The following is a 21,696-nucleotide window of genomic DNA, read 5'->3' as shown; positions in this document are numbered from 1 at the left end:
ATGAAAACGGAAAAAAAGACGAGGCGGTTCAAAAGCCTGAGGCTGATCTGGTTCATTATGCTGGTGCTTGTGGGAACGGTGCCGGTCATTGTAATCAACCGGATCGTCCTTGCCACGTCGGCGGCCAACGAGGTCCAGTCCAGAATCGCGAGGATCCAGAATCAGTGGCTGATCGTGGTGAATCAGGTATCCAAAAGCGGATATATTGAGAATCCGAAAAATGAGGTCATTGACTCGGAGCTGGTTCAGATGGCCAATCTGCAGGACGGCCGCGTCATTGTGGTAAACAAAAGCTTCAAGACCATCAAGGATACATATGAGATCGATACCGGGAAATACAATATTTCGGAGGCGGTGCTCCAGTGCTTTTCCGGTGAGGCAAAGGTTAATTACAGGCAGGGCGATCAGTATATCGATTTCGCCCAGCCTGTTTATGGTGCAGATAATACGGAGGTCATCGGCGTGATGCTCCTGTCTTCCTCCACAAGATCCCTGGATGAACTGGCTGATAAGCTGGAAAGCAGGATCCTGCTGCTGGAGATCGTTGAGTTTGTGCTGGTGGTCATTCTGGCTGCGGTGCTTTCCTCTCTTATGGTAAAGCCCTTTAAGAAGATCACCGATTCCCTGAATCATGCGACGGAAAATCCTCTCGGCGAGGAGATCAAGGTCAATGATTTCGTAGAGACAAAAAGTGTCTCCGATGCCTATAATAAGACGCTGAAGCGTTTGAGACAGCTGGATGATTCAAGACAGCAGTTTGTGTCCAATGTGTCTCATGAGCTGAAGACCCCCATCACCTCCATCCGGGTGCTGGCTGACTCTCTGATGAGTCAGGAGGATGTGCCGGTAGAGCTTTACCGGGAATTTATGGGAGATATTTCTGAGGAGATCGACAGAGAAAGCCAGATCATAGAGGATCTGCTGACCCTTGTCCGTATGGATAAGTCCTCCACGGAGCTCAATGTGACCCAGATCAATGTCAATGACCTGCTGGAGGCGACACTGAAGCGTCTCCGCCCCATTGCGCAGCAGAAAAATGTGGAGCTGGTGCTGGAGAGCTTCCGGCCGGTGCTGGCCGAGCTGGACAAGACAAAATTTACTCTGGCCATCAGCAACCTGGTGGAGAATGCCATCAAATATAATAATCAGGACGGCTGGGTAAAGGTGAGCCTTAACGCAGATCACAAATTCTTCTATGTGAAGGTGGCTGACAACGGAATCGGTATTCCGGAAGAGGCGCAGGAGCACGTGTTTGAACGGTTCTACCGGGTGGATAAGGCCCGATCCAGAGCGGCGGGCGGTACCGGACTGGGTCTTGCCATTACCAGAAGCATTGTTTATTCCCACCACGGGGCCATTAAGCTGTACAGCAGAGAAAACGAAGGAACTACCTTTACAGTGCGGATTCCGCTGATCTATATTGCATGACAGGAGGGGAAGCCATGAAACGAATGAAATATCTGGTCCTTCTCCTGGCGATCGTCTGCGGACTTTCCGCCTGTGGGAAGAAAGAGAATAAACCGGTTGAACTGTCTGAGGGAGAATATTTCCTCTATTATACCAATCAGAGCCTGACAAAGCTGGGAACAGAGATCTATCAGTCGGAAAAAACAGAAACGGACGGAGTGGTATCTCTGGCCGAAGAGCTTGTGGAGGCGCTCCGGCAGCCGCCGAAGAATATGGAGCTTCTGTCTGCCATTCCCGAGGAGGTCAAGGTCACAAAAATGCAGACTAATGACAGCGGTCAGCTGTTTGTCTATTTCAATGCTGCTTATAACGGGATGAATTCCATACGCGAGATCATGTGCCGGGCGGCGGTGGTAAAGACGCTGACGCAGATCGACGGCGTGGAGTTTGTCGGCTTTTATATTAACGACCAGCCTCTGACAGATGTGGCCAACAATGCCATTACTCTGATGTCAGCCTCCTCCTTTGTGGAGAGCTCCGGGGACAGTACGGCAGAACTGCAGCGGGTACAGCTGACCTTGTATTTTGCCGATGAGAGCGGAACCAGTCTCCTGGAGACAGAGCGGACGGTGGTGGGAAGCGCCGGCATTTCCAAGGAACAGCTGGTCATTGAACAGCTGCTTGCAGGGCCTACGGAAGAGGGGCGTTATGCGACGCTGCCGGATACGGCGACGGCTCTTTCCGTGTCGGTGCGGAAGGGAATCTGTTATGTGAATTTTGATTCGGCGTTTCTGAATGATGCGCTGAATGTGAACGATTATATTCCCATTTATTCCATTGTCGATTCCCTGACGGAGCTTCCCAATGTGAATAAGGTGCAGATCTCCGTGGAGGGCGTCAGCAATATCCGGTTCCGGGACAGCATTTCACTGGAAAAGCCTCTGGAGAGGAATCTGGAATATATGGAGAAGCAGGAGACCGGAACGAAAAGCGGAAAATAGAGAGGAATGAAGATTTGAAACGACCATTGCTGTGGTATGCGGGAGCATATGCGCTTGGAGAGGTGCTGATCCTGCAGGGCTTTGGGTCGGGAGGTCTGCCGGGGATTGCCGGCGGCCTTCTGGCGGCGTTTTTTGCGGCAGCGGGGATGGCGGTGGTTTTTTACGGAAAAAAGAAAAGCGGGCAGAGCAGGCTTTTATGGCTTGCTTTGCCCTTGTTTTTTGTGCTGGGGTATTTCAGATGCAGTGCGGTATATCATTCATCCGATCTGGAAAAACTGGAGAAACGGCTGGCAGAATCCGGAATGGAACAGGCACCGGCGGTGGTGTCTGGAACCGTGGAGAGGATCGAACTTCGTAATATTTCTTATCAGTCCGGCAGAAAGCGGGAGGAATTCCGCCTGTGGCTTCGGGGCTGTGAGATCAGGCTGACAGATGGGACATATCCGGCCGATGGCGTTTTGGTGTTTGGAGAGAATCTGGAGGATGGAGTCCTTGAGGGGAGAAACGTCACCATGGAGGCATCGGTTTCTGCTCTGGAGGAACCGGGAAATCCGGGGCAGTTTGACAGCAAAAGCTATTACAGGAGCCGGAAGATCTCCTGCCTTGCCGAGGCGGGACAGATTCTGGAGGTGTCGGGAAGGATCGATTATCTGAAGCGGGGAATGCGCCTTTTGCGGCAGGCCTTTGGAAGAAATCTGGAAAAGGCGGCGGGGGAGGAAACGGCCGGCCTTTTTCGGGCCATGGTTCTGGGAGAAAAATGGGCGGCGGAGAAAGAAACGGTTTCCCTGTATGAGGATTGCGGGATCGGCCATCTGCTGGCCATCAGCGGTCTGCATATTTCACTGGTCGGAATGGGAGTCTACCGTCTGTTTCGCCGAAGACGAAAGGGCGCCTATCGGACAGCAGCCCTGGCAGGGGCTGCGGCCGCATTCTGTTACTATCTTCTCAGCGGAGAGGGGACGAGTGCGGCAAGGGCTTTTCTGATGCTTTCGGTGTACGGGGCAGGACAGGCCATGGGGCGGCAGTATGATATGGCATCGGCAGCCGCTTTTTCCGCCCTCCTGCTCCTGATCTCCAGCCCGCTTCTGCTGCTTCAGAGCGGATTTCTGCTGTCCTTTGGGGCAGTGCTCGGATTGGGACTTCTGCATCCGCTTTTAAGAAAGGCAGAGCTTCCCGGCTTTCTCCGCCCTGTCCTTCCGGGGCTTTCCATTCAGCTTATGACCCTGCCGGTCCAGGCGTACTTCTTTTATCAGATTCCTGTTTACAGTCTGGGCTTAAATCTGCTGGTGCTTCCGCTCTTTACGGTCGTTGCGGCATCCGGCATGGCGGGAGCACTGCTTGGAGGCTGGCTCCCGGGGGCAATGTCAGGAGTCCTGTTTCCGGCGGGACTGCTGTTGCGCCTTTATCAATACCTGGGGGAAAAAAGTCTGCTCCTTCCGATTGCGATCTGGCGGACCGGAAGGCCGGAGGGCTGGCAGCTGGCGGGGTATGCCTGTTTGCTTTTGATCCTTTGCAGCACGGTTAAGAGACGGGCTGTAGAAAAAAAGGGCGTTTGGAGAGGACTGTCTCTGGTCTGTCTCACCGGATTGCTTCTGTGTCTGATGCCCTTTCCCGATAGAAAACTGGAAATGACCTTTTTGGATGTGGGACAGGGCGACTGCTGCTTTGTGCGAATCCCGGAAGGAATCACCTTTCTCATTGACGGAGGAAGCAGTGATGAAAAACAGGTGGGACCCTACCTTCTGGAACCCTTTCTGGACTGCAGGGCTGTGGGAAGGGTGGATTTTGCACTGATCAGCCATGGCGATTCCGACCATACGAACGGGATCTGCCAGCTTATGGAATTGGGGCGCATCGGTACCCTGATTCTGCCGGCGGGACAGGGGGAGCAGCAGGGGCTTGCTGCCATGGAGGAGCAGGCGGAGTCCCTTGGAATACCGGTTTTGTACCTGGAAGCAGGGGAGCGGCTTCGGGTTGGGGAGGCAGCCTTTACCTGTCTCTGGCCGGAGGATGGGACGGAAAAGACCTGTGAGGGGGAAGGAGATGGAAATGGGAATTCTATGGTACTGTGGTTTTCCTGGCGGCAGTTTGATGTGCTGTTTACCGGAGACCTGGAGGGAGAGGGGCAGCAGAGGGTGACAGAAAAACTGGCAGCTCTGGTGAAGGACGGAAAAGGGATCGAAGTTCTGAAGGTTCCCCATCACGGGTCGAAAAATTCTGCTTTAAAGGAGTTTTATGAGGTGCTCCGACCGCGCACAGCTGTGATTTCCGTGGGAAACGATAACCGATACGGGCATCCGCATAAGGAAACGCTGGAGTGTCTTTTGAATATGGGGACGGAGGTGTTTCGCACCGATGAACTGGGCGCCGTTCAAATAAAGGCTCTGAATAGAAAGCTTGTTGTGACAGGTCAGAAAAACGGGAAGTGGATTTTTCAAAAGGATGCGCGTTCTGGAAAAACAGTTACGATTGGGGATGCATTCGATGAAGTTTCCCGGGTGCAACCGATAGTTGACAAAATTCCGTGGGCAATTGGTAGTTGTCAACCGGATTTTTTGCTAAAATAGGGACAGAAAATTACGGAGAAAGGATGAAATCATATGATTCTCGCAGAAAAGATTGCACTGCTGAGAAAGCAGTGCGGGTGGTCCCAGGAGGGGCTGGCAGAGCAGCTTGGGGTGTCCAGACAGTCAGTATCAAAATGGGAACTCGGTTCATCGATCCCGGATCTGGATAAAATTATCCGGATGAGTGAGTTATTCGGGGTCACAACCGATTATCTTCTGAAGGAACAGGCCTGTACGGATGAGGGCAGAAGGCCGGAGGATCCGGAGAGCAGGACGGCGGAGGTGCTGCCAGAGAAAACGGAACGCATTGTTTCGGCTGATGAGGCAGATGCTTTTATGGAAGTGACAGGAAAGGAATCCAGATGGATCGCCGGAGCCGTTTCCATGTGTATTCTGTCTCCCATCTGTCTGGTGGTACTGGGCGGACTGTCTGAATACCGGTCCCATCTCATCGGAGAAAATGCAGCCGGAGGAATCGGTGTGATCGTTTTGCTTGTCATGATAGCGGCGGCGGTGGCTTTACTGATCCTTCATGGCATGAAGCTTTCGAAATATGAATATCTGGAAAAGGAGCCGCTGCGGCTGGAGGAGGGGCTCCGGGAATATGTTGAGAAAAAGAAGGAAGCCTTTGCCCCTGCATTCCGGATGGGAATTGCAGCCGGTGTGGTGCTCTGCATCGGTAGTGTGATCCCCATCATGGCGGCACTGGTCCTGGGAGGAGAAGAAAACGAACTCTTACTTGTTTACGGGGTAGGACTTCTTCTGTTTTTGGTTGCCTGTGGAGTCTATTCCTTTATAAGGGTGGGGATGATCAACGGAAGCTATCAGAAGCTCCTTCAGGAGGAGGAGTATACCAGGGAAAACAAGGAGATCACCAGACGGACCTCTGCTTTTGCGACGGCTTACTGGTGTACGGTGACGGCTGTTTTTCTGATCGTGATCTTTGTTACAGACAATTATCGGATGGCAGGGCTGATCTGGCCGGTGGCCGGAGTATTGTTTGCGGCTCTTTATGCGGTCGTGAGGGCAGTGGCCAGAGGAAAAGAGGGCCGGTAGGCGTCGGTACCCGGAATATAAAATGAAGGCGGATTTTGAAAACTGAGTGACATGACAATGAGAATATGATAAAATGGGATTCAGATACAGGCTGAAGGAAGCCTGCAAAAAGGACGAATATTCAGGAGGATATTATGAAGAGACTGATTTCCATCGGAGAGGCGCTCATTGATTTTGTACCTCATCAGATCGGCTGTGAACTCAAGGAAGTTAAGGATTTTAAAGGCGTTGTAGGCGGTGCTCCCGCCAATGTGGGCGGCGCTTATATCAAGCTTGGCGGCCCGGCAGCCATGATCACCCAGCTGGGACAGGATGCTTTCGGTGACAGGATCGTGGATGAGTTTGTCGGCCACGGCATTGATGTGAGCCATGTGCTTCGCACCGATGAGGCAAATACCTGTCTGGCCTTTGTGTCCTTAAAAGAGGATGGAAACCGCGATTTCTCCTTCTACAGAAAGCCCAGCGCCGACATGCTGATGAGTGCGGATGTGGTGGAAAAATCCTGGTTTGAGGATGCCTATGCCCTCCATTTCTGCTCTCTGTGCCTGGGTGATTTCCCCATGAAGGAGGCACACAGAAAAGCCATTACCTACGCACTGGAATGCGGTGACATGATCAGCTTTGATCCTAACATCCGCCTGCCTCTGTGGAAGGATTACGATGAGCTTCGCCGGGCGATCCTGGAATTCATTCCCTATGCCCATGTGCTGAAGATCTCCGATGAGGAGCTGGAGTTTATTACCGGCAAGACGAAGGTGGAGGATGCAAAGGATGTTCTGTTCCAGGGCAATGTTCAGCTGGTGATCTATACCAAGGGTTCTGACGGAGCGGAGGCTTACACCAGGACAGCCTGTGCCGAGGCACCTTCCAGAAAGGTGAAGGCCATCGATACCACCGGCGCAGGGGATGCCTTCTGCGGTTCCTTCCTGTATCAGCTTTCCAGGGATGGCGTGACCGTGGATACCCTGAAGGATCTGACGTCGGAGAAGCTGGCGGAGTATCTGCTGTTCTCCAACCGGTACTGTGAATACAGTGTTCAGGGCAACGGAGCCATTGCCTCCTATGCGACGGCAGAGCAGTTTGAGGAATATCTCAGGAAATGAAAATTCTGAATCAAGATATCAAAAACCGAACCTTTAAGAAGGTTTACTGTCTGTATGGCGAGGAGGCCTTTTTAAAAAAGAGCTATAAAAATCAGATTCGGGAGGCGATTCTGGGAGACGATGCCATGAACTTCCAGAGCTTTTACGGGAAAGAAACGGATGTGAGCGAGGTGATCAGCCTGGCGGACACCATGCCCTTCTTTGCCGAAAAGAGGCTGATCCTCATTGAGAACAGCGGTCTGTTCAAAAAAGATGCGGAGCCGCTGGCCTCCTATCTGCCCGGCATGCCGGACAGCACGGTGCTCCTGTTTGTGGAGGAGCAGGTGGACAAGCGCAATAAGCTCTACAAGAAGGTGAAGGAGCTTGGCTATGTGACGGAGCTTTCCCGCCAGCCGGAGGCGCAGCTGAAGGCCTGGATTCTGCGGCTTCTGAAGCAGGAAAACAGACAGATCTCCCAGGCGGCCATGGAGCTTTTCCTGAGCTCTGTGGGGGATGATATGGAGCATATCCGGACGGAGCTGGATAAGCTTCTGGCGTACACGGAGGGGCGGGAGGGGATCCTTCCGGCCGATGTGGAGGCCATCTGTTCCGTACAGATCACGGGTCGGATTTTTGATATGATCACGGATCTTGCATCCGGGCGGCAGAAGGCTGCCCTCGATAAATACTATGATCTGATGGCTCTGAAGGAGCCGCCTATGCGCATCCTTTTTCTCATTGCACGGCAGTTTAACCAGCTTCTTGTGGTGAAGGAGCTGGCAGCTTCGGGAAAGGGAAAGGAGGAGATCGCCAAAAAAGCAGGCATTCAGCCTTTTGTGGCGGCAAAAGCCATGGCTCAGGCAAGGGGCTACCGGCTTTCGGAGCTCAGAGCCTGTGTGGAAAAATGTGTGGAGGCGGAGGAGGCGGTCAAAACAGGACGTCTGGCCGACACGCTGGCGGTGGAGCTTCTGATCACGGAGCTTTCCGAAAAACGATGAGTCTTGTAACGTATGCAGTGTGTATTATGAAAATCCGTCGTATATTTATGAATGTTACAGGGAAAATAAAATGCTTTAGAAAAAATCCTCCGTATGATCTGACTCATACGGAGGATAAATTATTTTACGGATATCTTATTTCTTCTGTGCAGCCAGCTTGGCCTTCTTATTGAACCAAAGGCCTTTGCCCTTTACAGGGGAGCCGTCGGTCTTAAATACTGCAAATCCGGTAGCCGCATAGATGATCGCGAAGATCGGGCAGAGCATCGGCAGGAAGGCGTAGGGCAGGTAAGCAGTGGTGGAGACCTCTAACGTGGAAGATACATAGAGGGCTGCTGCGGACCAGGGTACCAGATAGGAGAAGATGGTACCGCCGTCCTCCAGGGTTCTGGAGAGAACATAAGGGGCAACGTCTGCTTTCTTGTAGGAATCCTGGAAGATCTCGCCGGGAAGCAGGATCGCCACGTACTGGCTGGCAGTCAGGATCACGGTCATCAGGCAGGAAACCAGAGTGGTGATCACGAGAGAACCGGGTTTCTTTACCAGAGAACCAAGCTTGTCCAGGATGGCGGAAAGCACACCCATTCTGGTGATCAGTTCACCGAAGGCCAGGCAGAGAAGCGTCAGGGAAACGGTGGTCATCATGCTGGAAACACCGCCGCGGTTAAAGAGTCTTGCCACCATAGCGTTCTCAAACTCACCGCTGAAGCCGGAAGCCATGGAATTTAAGATGGCGCCGGGGGCGAACTGAGGCTGAGCGATGAAGGCGATCACAAGTCCCATGAGGGCGCCTGCCAGCAGTGCCAGGAAGGCGGGAACCTTTTTGATAACAAGAACGATCGTCAGCACAGGAACCAGGATCAGGAACGGATTCACATTGAAGGCTCCGGTAATCCCTTCGGTGATGGCTGTCACGTTAGCCACATCGATGCTGGAAGAGCTGTACCGCAGACCAAGGATGAAGTACAGAACAGCCGCGATCACCGTGGCGGGAACGGTCGTATACAGCATGGATTTGATATGCAGGAAAATGTCGGTGCCTGCAACGGCAGGAGCCAGGTTGGTGGTATCGGAGAACGGAGACATCTTATCACCGAAGATGGAACCGGAGATAACCATACCTGCAGTCAGGCCGGCGCCTACGCCGAGGCCGGAGCCGATGCCCATGAATGCAACACCGAGGGTTGCCACAGCAGTGTAGCAGCTGCCGGTGAAAAAGGATACGATGCAGCAGATCAAAAAGCCTACCAGCAGGAATACGGACGGATGAAGGATCTTCAGTCCGTAGTAGATGATGGAAGGAATGACGCCGGAAACGATCCAGGTTCCGACCACCATGCCGACGGTCAGCAGGATCAGGACAACAAGGATGGCTTTTTTACAGCCGTCCACCAGTGCTGTCTGGATGTCGTTCATTTTAAAACCGGCACAGAGGGCAACGATCACCATGGCCAGAAGAACCAAGATAAATACAGTTACAGTGGCAAGGGAGCTTCCCCAGATCCACTTGGAGATCAGGAATCCGAAGGCCATGATGGCAACCATGATCACCAGGGTGAGAATGGCCACCGGAAAGCTGACGCGCTTTGCCTCTTTTTCATTACTCATTGATTTTCCTCCTTTATTGCAGCCGGATAACATGCTTTGATCGTATCCAGACTGATTTTCCCTTCTTCATAATCCCTTTTTACGCTTTCTATGCTGCGCTCGGAAGGGGCTCCGTAGCCGCCGCCTCCTGCAGATACCAAAGTGACGGTGTCGCCGGTTTCCAGAGGGACGTTTCGGACCTTATTCTGGTCGTTGATCTTTTCGCCTTCCCGGCGGATATCCAGATATGAGGTGGCGCCGCCTAGGCCGCCCATAAGGCCCCAGGGCTTTGTACGGCTTCTCTCGGTGGAAGCGGCCGCCAGAACCGTGTTTTTGCTGTCCTCCAGAATCTTGATGCCTCTTCGGATGGCAAGGCCGCCCCTGTACTTTCCGGGACCACCGGAATCCTCCTCCAGAGCGTATTCCTCAACCATGAGCGGATACTCCATCTCCAGAGATTCGATGGGCAGGTTGGAGGAATTGGTCATATGTACCTGAACCGCATCCAGACCGTCCTTGTTGAACCGGGCGCCGTTGCCGCCGCCGATGGTCTCCACATAGACATAGGGCTTTCCAGAACGGGCGTCCTGTCCGGCGATGCTGAAAAAGGTCACGGCGCCGCAGCCTGCGGCAGTGACATTCTTCGGGTCGATTTTGGCGAAGGCGCCGAAGATCACGTCGGCTAACCGCTGGGTGGTGGTTTCCCGGTCAAAGGTGGGAGCAGGCTCCGAGGCACAGACGATGGTGCCGGGCTCAGCCTTCACCTCAATGCTGTCAAAGAAACCGGAGTTGGCCGGAATGGTCTTGTCCAGCAGGCATTTGACCGAATAGTAGACGGTGGCCAGAAGGGCGCTCCGCACGCAGTTATAAGGGCCGGTGACCTGGGGATGGCTTCCGGAGAAGTCAAACAGGATATGGTCATCGTTGATGCACAGCTTCACCCGGATCTGCAGGTTTTCGTTGCCCTGTCCGTCGTCGTCCAGGATATCTTCAAATTCATATTCGCCGTCGGGCAGGCTTTTGATGGCTGCCCGGGCCTTCTTTTCTCCGTATTTGAGCCATTCCCGGCAGAAGTCAAAATACGTTTCCAGTCCGATCTTTTTGCACAGCTCAATGACCTTTTCCGCACCAAACTGGTTGGTGATCAGCTGCGCCTGAATGTCACCGCGGCGCTCTTCCTTTAACTGGAAGTTTAAAAGGATCAGATCGTAAATGTCCTTGTTGAGCTTTCCTTTTTCATAAAGCTTCACCACCGGGATCCGAAGACCTTCGTCGTAGATGGTGGGGCCTCGTCTGGATCGGTCCGCGTGGTGCCCGTTGTTGACCACGAAGGCGATGAGCTTTCCCTCATAAAAGACCGGCTTCACCAGAGCGATGTCCGGCAGATGAGAGCCACCGCCGGTGTAGGGATCGTTGGCGATGAACACGTCGCCGTCGTAGATCTCCGATTTGTCCCAGCGCTTTAAGGCCTCCTCCACGGCTCCGAAGAGGGAGCTGAAATGGATGGGAATGTGCTGAGCCAGAGAGAGAACCTTTCCGTCAGCGTCGAAAATGGCCACCGACAGGTCCTTTCTCTCCTTGATATTCGTACTGTATGCCGTTTTGGTCAGGATGACGCCCATCTGCTCCGCAATGGAGAGAAGGCCGTTTGAGATGACCTCCAGGGTAATGGAATTGATGTTACTCACCGAAAGCGCCTCCTGTTCTTGTAATGATCATGTTAAAGTATTCGTCCACCACAGCCTTCTGGTTTTTCAGGATGATGGTGGTGGAATCCATCTGTTCCACGATGGCCGGTCCGGCAATGATGTTGCCGCAGTGAAGCTTTTCCCTGTCGTAGAGGAGATATTTCTCACGGGTACCGTCCTCCATGAGCACCATGCGGCTGCCCATGACAGCGCCGGAAGCATCCTCGCCGACGAAATCCTCCCGCTCGATCTGGGGCTTGCTGATATGGCCGATGGCAGAGAGTCCGAAGTTGACGATCTGGATCTCGTCGCTGGAGGAGTAGGAGTAGAGACGCAGGTAGGTCTCCGTAAACCGCTCAGTCAGCTTCTCCATGGAATCAATGGAATTGTCGAAGGAGACGGCGATCTCATAATTCTGTCCCTTATAGCGCATATCCAGATAGTATTCCAGCTGACGGTTTTCGGGGAGGATCTGCTCCTTGTCAAACCAGACGGCAGCATCCCGTTTCAGCCTGTCATACATATCGGTAATGACGGAAAATTCAATGTGGTTCAGATCCAGCACGTTGGTCTGAACAAAATCCCGCCGCATATCCTCGGTAAGCAGGCCATAGGCAGCCAGAAGACCGGGGGTCTTGGGAATGATGGCTGTGGACATGTTGAGCTCCTCGATGAGCTCCGCCGCATGGAGGGGACCGGCGCCGCCGAAGGCCACCAGGGCAAAATCGGTGGGATTGTAGCCCTTCTCTACGGTAACATTTTTGATCTCCTTGACGATGTTGGAATTTCCGACGGTAATGATACCGCGGGCAGTTTCCTCCACATTCATGCCGATCTTTTCGGAAAGCTTCTCCACCGCCCGGAAGGAAAGGGTTGCGTCAATGGGAAGCTGGCCGTTTAAAAGTTCCTTGTTGTTCAGATGTCCCAGCACGACGCGGGCATCGGTGATGGCAGCCTCTGTGCCGCCGCGGGCGTAGCAGGCAGGACCGGGCTCTGCTCCGGCACTCTGGGGACCTACCTTCAGGATCCCGCCGGAATCCACCCAGGCAATGCTGCCGCCGCCGGCACCGATGGTGGAAATATCAATGGAGGGGATCCGCACGGGATAACCGCTGATATTTTTGTCCTTGGAGCTCTCAATATTGCCGTCCACAATCATGCTGATGTCGGTGCTGGTGCCGCCCACATCGATGGTAATGACATTTTTCACGTTGATCAGGTTCATCAGATACTGGACACCGATCACACCGGCAGCCGGGCCGGAAAGGCCTGTCTTGATGGGGTAGGCTGCCGCCTCCCGGATGGACATGAGGCCGCCGTTGGAATGGTTGATATAAACCTTCCGGATGCCGATCTGTTCCAGGGTTTTCTGCAGATTGTCCAGATATTTCTTCACCTCAGGGCCGACGAAGGAGTTGAGTACCGTACCGCAGAGCCGCTCAAATTCGCGGAACTGGTTGGAGATCTCACTGGAGGTGGAGATGTAGATGCCGGGCAGATGCTCTTCTATGAGGGCACGGACTCTGGCTTCATTTTCCGGATTCAGGTAGGCGTTCAAAAAGAGAACGGCCACAGCCTCGGCCTTGCTCTCCTTTAATTTTTCAATGAGCTCGAGGATCTCCTCATCCCTGAGCGCATCCAGGATCTCGCCCTTGTAATTCATTCGCTCGGAAAGCTCGAACCGCAGGTTTCTGGGGACCAGGACAGGAGCCTTGTCCATCTGCAGATCATAGAGATCGGGACGCTTCTGCCGTCCGATCTCCAGAAGATCCCGGAAACCCTTGGTGGTGATCAGAGCGGTGCGTGCCCCTCTTGTCTCGAGAATTGCATTGGTTGCCACGGTGGTGCCGTGGATGAAACGGTCCACATCCTCATAGCTGAGGCCGTATTTCTCAACGATCTTCCGGACACCGCCCACAACTGCCTGGGACTGGTCCTTTAAGGAGGACGGGAGCTTGTAGACCATCAGCTCGCCGGTCGCCTCATCGATTGCGCAGATGTCGGTGTTGGTTCCGCCCACATCGACGCCGATTCTGATTTTTTTCACAGTAGTTCCTCTCCTTTGTTTTGTACATGGAAGCAGTTTTGCCGGCAAAAAAACAGCCATGCGCGTACAGTGTGCACATGGCTGCTCCTTTGCATCATTTACTGTCATATTCCGAAAATAGGAAGAGTTCCTGCCTCCGATATATGGTGCTCTTTTGAAGCTTGGCAGGCTTCAAAAACAGTCTTGCACCTGTTCGATGCAAGCCCAAGCGAAAATGTAACGCTTTCGGCGGATTTCCCTTTCCCGGCAGGCTCCCGCCTGCAGTACTGATGAGCTCCGCGCCCCCATGTATACCATGGGAAACATTATAGCGAATCAAAGTGTTAAAGTCAAGAAGAGCCCATACGAATTTTAGGAAAAACTGCAGTTTTCAGGAGAAAATGCTTATTTTTTCTCGAAAATAGAAGCAATTTCCTTCAAATGCTCCGTGATCTTGATATGCTGGGGACAATGACCCTCGCAGCTGTGGCATTCGATACAGTCGGATGCGGCTCCGTGGCCCTGTGCCTGGCGGTTGTAATGCATCTGCGGGAAGTTGTTGGTTCCGTACTGCTTCATCAGGTTGTAAACGGAGAAGTAGCCGGGAATATTGATGTTCATGGGACATTCATCCACGCAGTATTTGCAGCTGGTGCAGGGAATGGCGGAGGACTGACGGAGAATCTCCACCACCTTGTCGAGAACGGCAAGCTCTTCTGCGGAAAGGGGACGGAACTCCTTCATATAAGAAGTATTGTCCGCAAGCTGGTCGGGAGCGGACATACCGGAAAGTACCATCATGACTCCCTCCTGGGAGGCGGCAAAACGGATGGCCCAGGAAGCAATGGATGCCTCGGGATCGTGATCCTTCAGAAGCTTCGCGGCCTCCTCCGGCAGGTTTACAAGTCCGCCGCCCTTGATGGGTTCCATGACGATCACCGGCTTGCCGTGCTTTCTGGCGACCTCCAGACAGTTTTTGGACTGGATGATGTTGCTCTCCCAGTCGATGTAATTGAGCTGGATCTGGACAAATTCCATTTCCGGATGGGCGGTGAGGATCGCATCCAGAACCTCCGGCTTATCGTGGAAGGAGAAGCCGATGTGGCGTGCCTTACCCTCGGCCTTCAGCTTTTTCATAAACTCAAAGCCGCCGTACCGGGTGGTCTCTTCAAAACGGTCCTTTCCCATATTATGTAACAGATAATAATCAAAGTACTCCACCTGGCAGCGCTCAAGCTGTGTGGCAAAGAAGCGCTCGTAGTCCTCGGGCCCCTTCACCAGGAAGGTGGGCATCTTGTCTGCCAGCAGATAGGAATCTCTGGGATACCGTTTCACCAGTGCCTCACAGACGGCCTCCTCTGAGTGCTCCTTGTGATAGGGGTACGCGGTGTCAATATAATTGAAGCCCTGTTCCAGATAGGAATCGATCATCCGGGAAAAGGTTTCAACGTCGATGGAAGACGGATCGTCGGGGTTCAGAAGCGGAAGCCGCATTGCACCGAAGCCCAGTCTCATTTTGGGGTTAAGCTCAGCCATGATAAATCCTCCTTTTAATGTGAATCTGCAGGCCCCTGGGGCCTCCGGAAATGAATGTCAGTGTGCAGAAGCCCGTGTTGCCCCCTGTTCACCGACGCTATATTCAGTATAACACAAAAAATCCTGTCAGCACACCATTCTGACAGGATTTTATAAATTGGGTCAAATTCTATTTATGCAATGCCGTTTACAGCCTTGGTCAAACGTGCAACTTTTCTGGAAGCAGTGTTCTTGTGGTAAACACCCTTGGAAGCAGCCTTGTCGATCTCGCTGATCGCAACTACTAAGCTCGCCTGTGCAGCAGCCTTGTCACCGGCAGCGATAGCAGCTTCTACCTTCTTGATCATGGTCTTAACCTTGGAACGGATTGCTTTATTTCTGGCAGTCTTTGTCTCAGTTACCAGAACTCTCTTCTTTGCGGATTTGATATTTGCCAATTTGTGCACCTCCAAATCAAATAAAATAGTTTGTTTTTATCTGGTTTGCATTAAAGCCGGACACGGACAGTCTAATGTAAACATACCATTGTATTTTATCGGAAAAACTCCGGCCTGTCAATACATATTTTGGAAAGATTTCCGGTGCGGAGAATATTTTTTCCGGAAGCTTCAAAAACTAGGAAAAGACCGGTAAAAAAGGGTCTTCTGATATGTTTGACGAAGGATCGGAAGGAGGAAAAGGAAAATGGAGGAGCTGGAGCGGATGCAGGATATGCAGGTCCACACGGACCTGGCACTGGAGGCCAGAGAGTCGGTCACCGAGGGGCGGGAGGGGATCCTGGGAGTAAGCATTGAGGAGGAGTTCCACAAGGATTCCGGCGTCCGGGTGACCCGGGTGGAGGTCCTGGATGAGCGGGGCGAGCAGGCCATCGGAAAGCCCCGGGGAGTTTATATCACCCTGGAGGCGGAGCAGATGGCAGTCCACGATGAAGGCTGCCACCGTGAGATCTCCCGGGCGCTGGCAGAATACATCCGGGAGCTCCTGAAAGGCTTTGGGTCACCAACATCGGTGCTGGCGGTGGGACTGGGCAATCAGGAGGTGACCTCCGATTCCCTGGGCCCCCAGGTGCTTAACAATCTGATGATCACGAGGCATCTTACAGGGGAGCAGAAGGAAGAAGCTCCCGGGACTTTTTCAGTCAGCGGCATTGTGCCCGGCGTCATGGCGCAGACCGGCATGGAAACGGCGGAGATCATCCGGGGAATCGTGGAGGAGACAAAGCCGGAGGCCCTTTTAGTGGTGGACGCCCTGGCGGCAAGGAGTGTGAGCCGTCTGGGAACCACCATCCAGCTCAGCAATACGGGGATCAGCCCCGGCTCCGGCGTGGGAAATCACCGGCACAGCCTGACAGAGGAGAGTCTGGGTGTCCCGGTGATCGCCATCGGAGTGCCGACCGTGGTGGCGGCTGCGGCCATCGTTTACGATACGGTGGATGCTCTGGCAGAGCTTCTGGAGGCTGCCGGGGCATCAGGAGCTGCCGAGGCAGTGGACGGGATGGAGCTTTCAGAACGGTATCAGATGGTGAAGGAACTGATCGAACCCCGCCTGGGACCCATGTACGTGACACCGGGAAATATCGACGAGCGGGTGAAGCTTCTTGGCTATATCATTTCAGAGGGGATCAATCAGGTTTTCGGAAATAAACTCCCTCCCCATACGGAGGAACAGGCATAAGGGCCTTACGCGGGGAATACTATATAGAAAAGCAGGCTTTGACCTCCGGGCGGGTGCGGACTTTCTCATTCCGGAAGAAGTCAGACAAGCAGGGAAACAGGGAGGAGACGGATTTGGGCATGGGAAACAGGAAAGGATCGATGGGAGGAAGCGGGACAGCGATTTTGATCCTGCTGGCGGCGGGCATCTTTTTTCTGCAGGACGGGCCGGCACGGCTGACGGCTCTTGCAGCCCGGCCGTCCATGGTCTCCTTTGTAAACAGCAGGGATGAGGCGGCAGATCCGGTGACCGGTATCTTAAAGGCCGCATCGGGGCTGCAGACACTTTCTTCCTTTATAAAGGATCAGGCTCCGGTGCCTACCCAGGCGGATCCGGCCTATGCGGCGGCGGTGCGGGAGGAGACCGGTTCAGGAGAAGGCACCGGAGGCTGGACGATGGGAATGAATGGGCCGGAGGAGACAGTGGGAGAAGGTGAGACTGATCCGGCCATGGAGAACGAAAATGCCGAAATCGAAATAGCTGCCGGAAGTCTAGGCGGAACGGAAGAAACCGGAAATCCGGAGGCGGCAGGTACAGCCGGGGAAACCTCGTCCGACACGGGAGAGACTTCCGGGCTTCCGGCCATGGCCGCCACCGAGATCCGGGGAACAGTCTATACAAAGGAACAGCTCAGTGATTTTGAATTTGTGAAAAAGAGTTTTTTTTATGTACATAAATCCACGACGGTCTATCCGGAACAGTTAAATGCGGAGGTCCTTTTGGGAAAGAATATGACGATCCCGGACAGTGAGGAACCACAGATCCTTCTGTTTCACACCCATGGAAGCGAGGCGTATTCCGATTCTGTGGAGGGGGACGCTTCCATGACGGTGGTGGGGGTGGGGGATTATCTGGCACAGCTTCTCACCGACCAGTACGGGATCCGGGTGCTCCATGTCACCGAGGTTTACCCCTACTCCGACTCCTATTCCATGGCCCTCGATATGCTGGAGCATACCCTGGCGGAGAACCCCAGTATTCAGGTTACCATCGATCTTCACCGGGATTCGGGCGGCCATGATGTGGTGGACATCAACGGAAAGCCCACGGCTCCTGTCATGTTTTTCAACGGTATGTGCCAGACGCCCGAGGGGCCTCTGGAGGATGTGGAGAATCCTTATCTTCTGGATAATTTGGCCTTCAACTTCCAGCTGAAGCTGAAGGCGGAGGCCTATTATCCTGGCTTTACCCTGCGCACTTTTTTAAAGGCCTACCGTTATAATCAGCATGTGCTTCCCAGGGCGACCCTGGTGGAGGTGGGGACGGAAAACAACACCTTTGAGGAGGCGAGGAACGCCATGGAACCACTGGCAGATCTATTATTCAAAGTATTAAAAGGAAAGTAAGTAAAAATTTTTACTTGTAAGGTTGCGTTTTTGGCAGAATGTGGTATGCTTAAAGAGGAAAGAAAAACACAGATGAGAAAGGGCAGGGTGAACTCATGAGAATAAGCAATCGTATGACGGAACGGGAACTGACGGTGATGAAGGCAATCTGGGATATCGGTGACGGGGCCACCACTGCCAAGATCGTGAAGAAGCTCCAGGAGTGGTACGGCGAGAAGCTGACGCCTCAGGCCATCGGAGTTTACATTGACAAGCTGAAGAAAAAGAATTTCATCCGGATCACAAAGCCGGACAATTATTATAAGGTATATGAGCCGCTGGTCAGCAAGGAAGAGTTCATGAAACATCAGGTTCAGTCCATTGCAAAATTCTGGGATCAGAGCACGGCCCAGTACGGGATCATGGCTCTCAGCGGAGAGAAAAAGCTGACAAAAGAGGAAGCAGATGATTTGAGGAGACTTCTGGATGATCTTGATTGACATCTTTCTGATGATCTTCCTGACCTCGGTCACCGGCAGCGTGATCCTGGCCTTCTGGAAACCGGTGAGTCTGGTGCTGGACCGGTTCGGGGAGATCCGACTGATTCGCAGGTTGCTTTGGGTGGTGATCGCGTTCCATTTGATACCGGTGGTATTTCTGTGGTTCTTGACAGCGACAGTTGGCAGTAGAAAGGCGGGCAGGCTGTTTTCCATAACACCTTTCTTTCTGAATGCCTTCAAGGTCATTGCAGTCCTGTGGCTGGCAGGATTTCTGTGGAAGATCTTTAAATATCTGGAGCATCTGTACAGTCAGTGGCTGCTTCTCAGACTGAGCTATCCCGGCGGAGCGCAGATCCGGAAAAAGGTGGATGAGATCCGGGGACGGTTGGGGATCCGGAAAGAGATCTCCGTCTGGGAATCGGAGGAAGTTCCTTCACCGTTCATCTCCGGTTTCCTCAAGTATCGCATTTTTATCCCGAAGCAGGTGGAGGATGAGGAAGAACTGGATATCATTCTGGAGCATGAGCTCTGCCATTTCCGTCAGGGAGATCTGCATCTCAAGAAACTGTGCATGTGGATCGTCCGGATCCAGTGGTTCAATCCCTTTGTGTACCTTCTGAGAAATGAGGTGGACCGGTGGGGCGAGAGCCTTTGCGATTATGAGATGTGCTACGGCCGGGAACACTCCTGGAAAATGAAGAAGTATTTCGATGTGGTGATCAAATACTGTGAGGAAACGGATGAAGACAATCCCTATGCGATCATGTATCTGGGGAATGATTATAAAGAAATCAAGAGGAGGATTGAACGTATGAAAAAGATGACAACAAGAAAGACACTGAAACGGGCATCGGCGGTTCTGCTGATCCTGTGCTTTGCCCTGGCTTCGGCGGTGACGTCCATGGCAGCGGGAAAGGGCGTGGAGACCCTCTATGGGATGGGCTATGATCTGACAATGGTGAGAACTTTTGAGAACAGAGCGGATGAACCAGAGATGGAGGAGTTTACCCGGGTTAAGACTGCCGGTATGGATATTGTTCAGACGGATGAGCCGGTATATCTGGATGAGAGAGGGCTTAACAGCTATACCTGGACATTGGATCCGGGCGAGATATATGAGACGGGGCTGTTTTATGCGTCAAATGGAGATACGATAGAAGTGAATGTCAGTTCGTCACCGAAGAGTTCGAATGTGGGAGTTGGCCTTGATCAGCCCAATGGAATATTGAGGGGTGTTTCCGGTACTTGTCCATATGCTCATACCTTTACGGTTAATCAAAACGGATTTCATCGGGTCTATGCCGAAAATCTGATGAGCAGTAAGATTACAGTTGTTGTGACGGTTTCAAGATAAATAATGCTTTGAAATACATACAGCCTGCCGCATCCACGGCAGGCTGCAGTTTTTTTCTGGATTGCCTGGAGCTTCCGGCAGCGTTACCAGTGAAGCTCCAGGGTGTAGGAGTTGACGGCCTGATCCTTTGCAGTCTCCGTATCCCAGGTCTTCATGGCAGTTATCCACGCATCCATCAGATAGATCTGGACAGAGGAGGGGCGGCTTCCGTTCAGGCTGTGGGAGGAAATGCCGTAGGTCTGGGTGGAATTGGCGCTTTCGAGCAGTTTGCCGTCCTGATCGAAGACAGCCACACCGCCGTCGGGATCACCAGGTCCGTCTTCTACGCCCACATATCTGGTCATGATCTGGTAGGGAGAAACGTACACGTCTGTGACCCGGCAGGGGCTTTCGGAAGTGTCCAGATTCTCATATACCTGCAGCTGGCTTGTATCGGAATGGAAGGGCAGCTTCAGTTCCCAGGTTCCCCTGACACAGTAGGAGGTATCTCCGGGATTGTTGGAATCGATAATAGGATACCCGTTTTCATCACAGAAATCTGCGAGGATCCTGGTCAGGGAGATGGAGATCTGGTGGGAGCCGGCTTTTCCGAGCAGCTCTGACGGAAGATCCGTTTTGATCATGCCGTTGAAGTGGTGTTCATCCAGCTGCTCCACATGGAAATCTGTGCTGCCGAATTCGGTGACTTCCATACCGTCGATACCGGCGCTGCCTACCAGATAGACGGTGGCCGGTTCCGTGATCGGGTTCCCGGCTTCATCCCGTGCGATCTCGCCGTCAGAATTCCATTGGTAATTGTAACCGAGAGGCTCCTCAGAATAAAACTGCATGGACAGAAATACAGAAAGGCCGTCGCAGTAGATCTCCGAGGCGGTCAGGGTGACGCCACAGTCTGAGACTGTGTATAAACCCTCCGGTGTTTCGGCGGTTTCGGCTGCGTTTGATTCGGCATGATCGACAGCTCTCTCAGATTCCGATTCGCTGGCGGGGGCTTCGACGACAGTCTCCGTGGGAGTCAGTACTTCAGCCCGATCAGAATAATCACCGGCAAAGGCAAAGTCATCTTCAAGACCGGCAAAGAGGCTTCCGATGACGGGAAGCTTAGCGGCAAGTGCAGGATTACTGACACAAAAAAGGACAGTAACGGCGAAGGCGGCGGCAGCGGAACCGCAGCCGATCCAGAGCTTTTTCCGCTTTTTTCTGCGCTGCCCGCTTTTTATCTGTTCCAGACTGGTTTTTACTGTTTCGTTCAGCCGTTTCGAAACGGGTATTTCATCAAATTTAATTTGCATAAAGATAATCCTCCTTTAAGCAGGCCCGAAGCTCTTTGCGGGCCCGGCTGAGATAAGCTTTTACAGAGCCTTCCGGAATATTCATGGCATAAGCGATCTCACTGACCGTCATATCGCTGAAATACTTGAGAATGATGACCGTGCGGTATTTTTCCGGCAGCACATCAATGGCGTCGTAGAGATCCCATTTTTCCTCAGAAGAAATGGATGATTCCGGTGCTGCCGCCTGAATGGTGTCCATGGGAGCCACCGGCATCATCTGGCGGAAAAGGTCGACCGCGCAGCGAATGAGGATCCTTGTCAGCCAGGTCTTAAAATACTCCGGCTTTTTTAATGTGTGTATGGACTGAAACCCCTGCAGGATACATTCGCTGACCGCATCCAGTGCCAGATCCTCATTTTTGACATATAAAAATGCGATCCGGTACAGATAATCCTGGCAGCGGGTGATCAGCGTACCGTAGGCATTGACATTTCCATGTATGGCCTTTTTTACCAGAAGCAGGTTGTCCTTATCGCAGGAATCCATGGCCGTCCCTCCTTTTTCTTATATCTTTGATGGTC

General features: G+C 52.9%; 17 protein-coding genes and 1 riboswitch. Of the genes, 10 read left to right on the top strand and 7 right to left on the bottom strand.

Going from position 1 to position 21,696, the window contains the following annotated elements; genetic code table 11:
• From QJ036_RS00610 to holA, 6 genes are all read left to right on the top strand, one after another.
• Positions 1–1,428 (top strand): sensor histidine kinase, encoded by a 1,428-nt coding sequence (locus QJ036_RS00610; RefSeq protein WP_283229489.1) that lies wholly within the window; start codon positions 1–3, stop codon positions 1,426–1,428.
• A gap of 14 nt (positions 1,429–1,442) precedes the next feature.
• Positions 1,443–2,408: a GerMN domain-containing protein gene (locus QJ036_RS00605; RefSeq protein ID WP_283229488.1), complete on the top strand. Its 966-nt coding sequence runs from the start codon at positions 1,443–1,445 to the stop codon at positions 2,406–2,408.
• 14 nt (positions 2,409–2,422) lie between these two features.
• Entirely contained in the window at positions 2,423–4,975 is a 2,553-nt protein-coding gene (locus tag QJ036_RS00600; protein WP_283229487.1) for a DNA internalization-related competence protein ComEC/Rec2, read from the top strand.
• A gap of 33 nt (positions 4,976–5,008) precedes the next feature.
• On the top strand, positions 5,009–6,031 hold the full coding sequence (locus tag QJ036_RS00595) for a helix-turn-helix domain-containing protein (protein ID WP_283229486.1): 1,023 nt from the start codon (positions 5,009–5,011) through the stop codon (positions 6,029–6,031).
• A 134-nt stretch (positions 6,032–6,165) separates the two neighbouring features.
• The gene (locus QJ036_RS00590) at positions 6,166–7,134 is read left to right on the top strand and encodes a carbohydrate kinase family protein (RefSeq protein ID WP_283229485.1); all 969 of its coding nucleotides are present in this window, start codon (positions 6,166–6,168) and stop codon (positions 7,132–7,134) included.
• On the top strand, positions 7,131–8,111 hold the full coding sequence (holA, locus tag QJ036_RS00585; RefSeq protein ID WP_283229484.1) for a DNA polymerase III subunit delta: 981 nt from the start codon (positions 7,131–7,133) through the stop codon (positions 8,109–8,111). Before QJ036_RS00590 ends, holA begins: the two co-directional genes overlap by 4 nt.
• 135 nt (positions 8,112–8,246) lie before the next feature.
• On the opposite strand, the gene nhaC is transcribed toward holA, so the two are convergent.
• The 5 genes from nhaC to rpsT all read right to left on the bottom strand — a co-directional run bounded on the left by nhaC (position 8,247) and on the right by rpsT (position 15,385).
• Positions 8,247–9,719 (bottom strand): Na+/H+ antiporter NhaC, encoded by a 1,473-nt coding sequence (nhaC, locus tag QJ036_RS00580; RefSeq protein WP_283229483.1) that lies wholly within the window; start codon positions 9,717–9,719, stop codon positions 8,247–8,249.
• Entirely contained in the window at positions 9,716–11,386 is a 1,671-nt protein-coding gene (locus QJ036_RS00575; protein ID WP_283229482.1) for a hydantoinase B/oxoprolinase family protein, read from the bottom strand. Before QJ036_RS00575 ends, nhaC begins: the two co-directional genes overlap by 4 nt.
• A complete protein-coding gene (locus tag QJ036_RS00570; protein WP_283229481.1) occupies positions 11,379–13,433 on the bottom strand; it encodes a hydantoinase/oxoprolinase family protein in 2,055 nt (684 codons plus the stop codon). Before QJ036_RS00570 ends, QJ036_RS00575 begins: the two co-directional genes overlap by 8 nt.
• 136 nt (positions 13,434–13,569) lie before the next feature.
• Positions 13,570–13,728: riboswitch (Lysine riboswitch) on the bottom strand.
• A gap of 89 nt (positions 13,729–13,817) precedes the next feature.
• A complete protein-coding gene (locus QJ036_RS00565) occupies positions 13,818–14,948 on the bottom strand; it encodes an aldo/keto reductase (RefSeq protein ID WP_283229480.1) in 1,131 nt (376 codons plus the stop codon).
• A 173-nt stretch (positions 14,949–15,121) separates the two neighbouring features.
• Positions 15,122–15,385: a 30S ribosomal protein S20 gene (gene rpsT, locus QJ036_RS00560; protein ID WP_283229479.1), complete on the bottom strand. Its 264-nt coding sequence runs from the start codon at positions 15,383–15,385 to the stop codon at positions 15,122–15,124.
• A gap of 247 nt (positions 15,386–15,632) precedes the next feature.
• Between rpsT and gpr the strand changes: the two genes are divergently transcribed.
• The 4 genes from gpr (at position 15,633) to QJ036_RS00540 (ending at position 19,840) form a co-directional block, all read left to right on the top strand.
• Positions 15,633–16,622, top strand: coding sequence for a GPR endopeptidase (gene gpr / locus QJ036_RS00555; RefSeq protein ID WP_283229478.1), 990 nt, complete (start codon positions 15,633–15,635; stop codon positions 16,620–16,622).
• Positions 16,623–16,741: 119 nt separating this feature from the next.
• Positions 16,742–18,007, top strand: a complete 1,266-nt coding sequence (locus QJ036_RS00550) for a stage II sporulation protein P (RefSeq protein WP_283229477.1) — start codon at positions 16,742–16,744, stop codon at positions 18,005–18,007.
• Between the two features lie 95 nt (positions 18,008–18,102).
• Positions 18,103–18,486, top strand: coding sequence for a BlaI/MecI/CopY family transcriptional regulator (locus tag QJ036_RS00545; protein ID WP_283229476.1), 384 nt, complete (start codon positions 18,103–18,105; stop codon positions 18,484–18,486).
• Positions 18,473–19,840 (top strand): M56 family metallopeptidase, encoded by a 1,368-nt coding sequence (locus QJ036_RS00540; RefSeq protein ID WP_283229475.1) that lies wholly within the window; start codon positions 18,473–18,475, stop codon positions 19,838–19,840. Before QJ036_RS00545 ends, QJ036_RS00540 begins: the two co-directional genes overlap by 14 nt.
• 83 nt (positions 19,841–19,923) lie before the next feature.
• On the opposite strand, the gene QJ036_RS00535 is transcribed toward QJ036_RS00540, so the two are convergent.
• Positions 19,924–21,132 (bottom strand): DUF4179 domain-containing protein, encoded by a 1,209-nt coding sequence (locus QJ036_RS00535; RefSeq protein ID WP_283229474.1) that lies wholly within the window; start codon positions 21,130–21,132, stop codon positions 19,924–19,926.
• A complete protein-coding gene (locus QJ036_RS00530; RefSeq protein ID WP_283229473.1) occupies positions 21,122–21,661 on the bottom strand; it encodes a sigma-70 family RNA polymerase sigma factor in 540 nt (179 codons plus the stop codon). Before QJ036_RS00530 ends, QJ036_RS00535 begins: the two co-directional genes overlap by 11 nt.
• Between the last annotated feature and the right edge of the window lie 35 nt (positions 21,662–21,696).

Source organism: Fusibacillus kribbianus, from assembly GCF_030053595.1.
Classification (GTDB): Bacteria; Bacillota; Clostridia; order Lachnospirales; family Lachnospiraceae; genus Lientehia; species Lientehia kribbiana.
The sequence above is the reverse complement of the archived record's forward strand: the minus strand, read 5'-3'. Positions and strand labels throughout refer to the sequence as shown.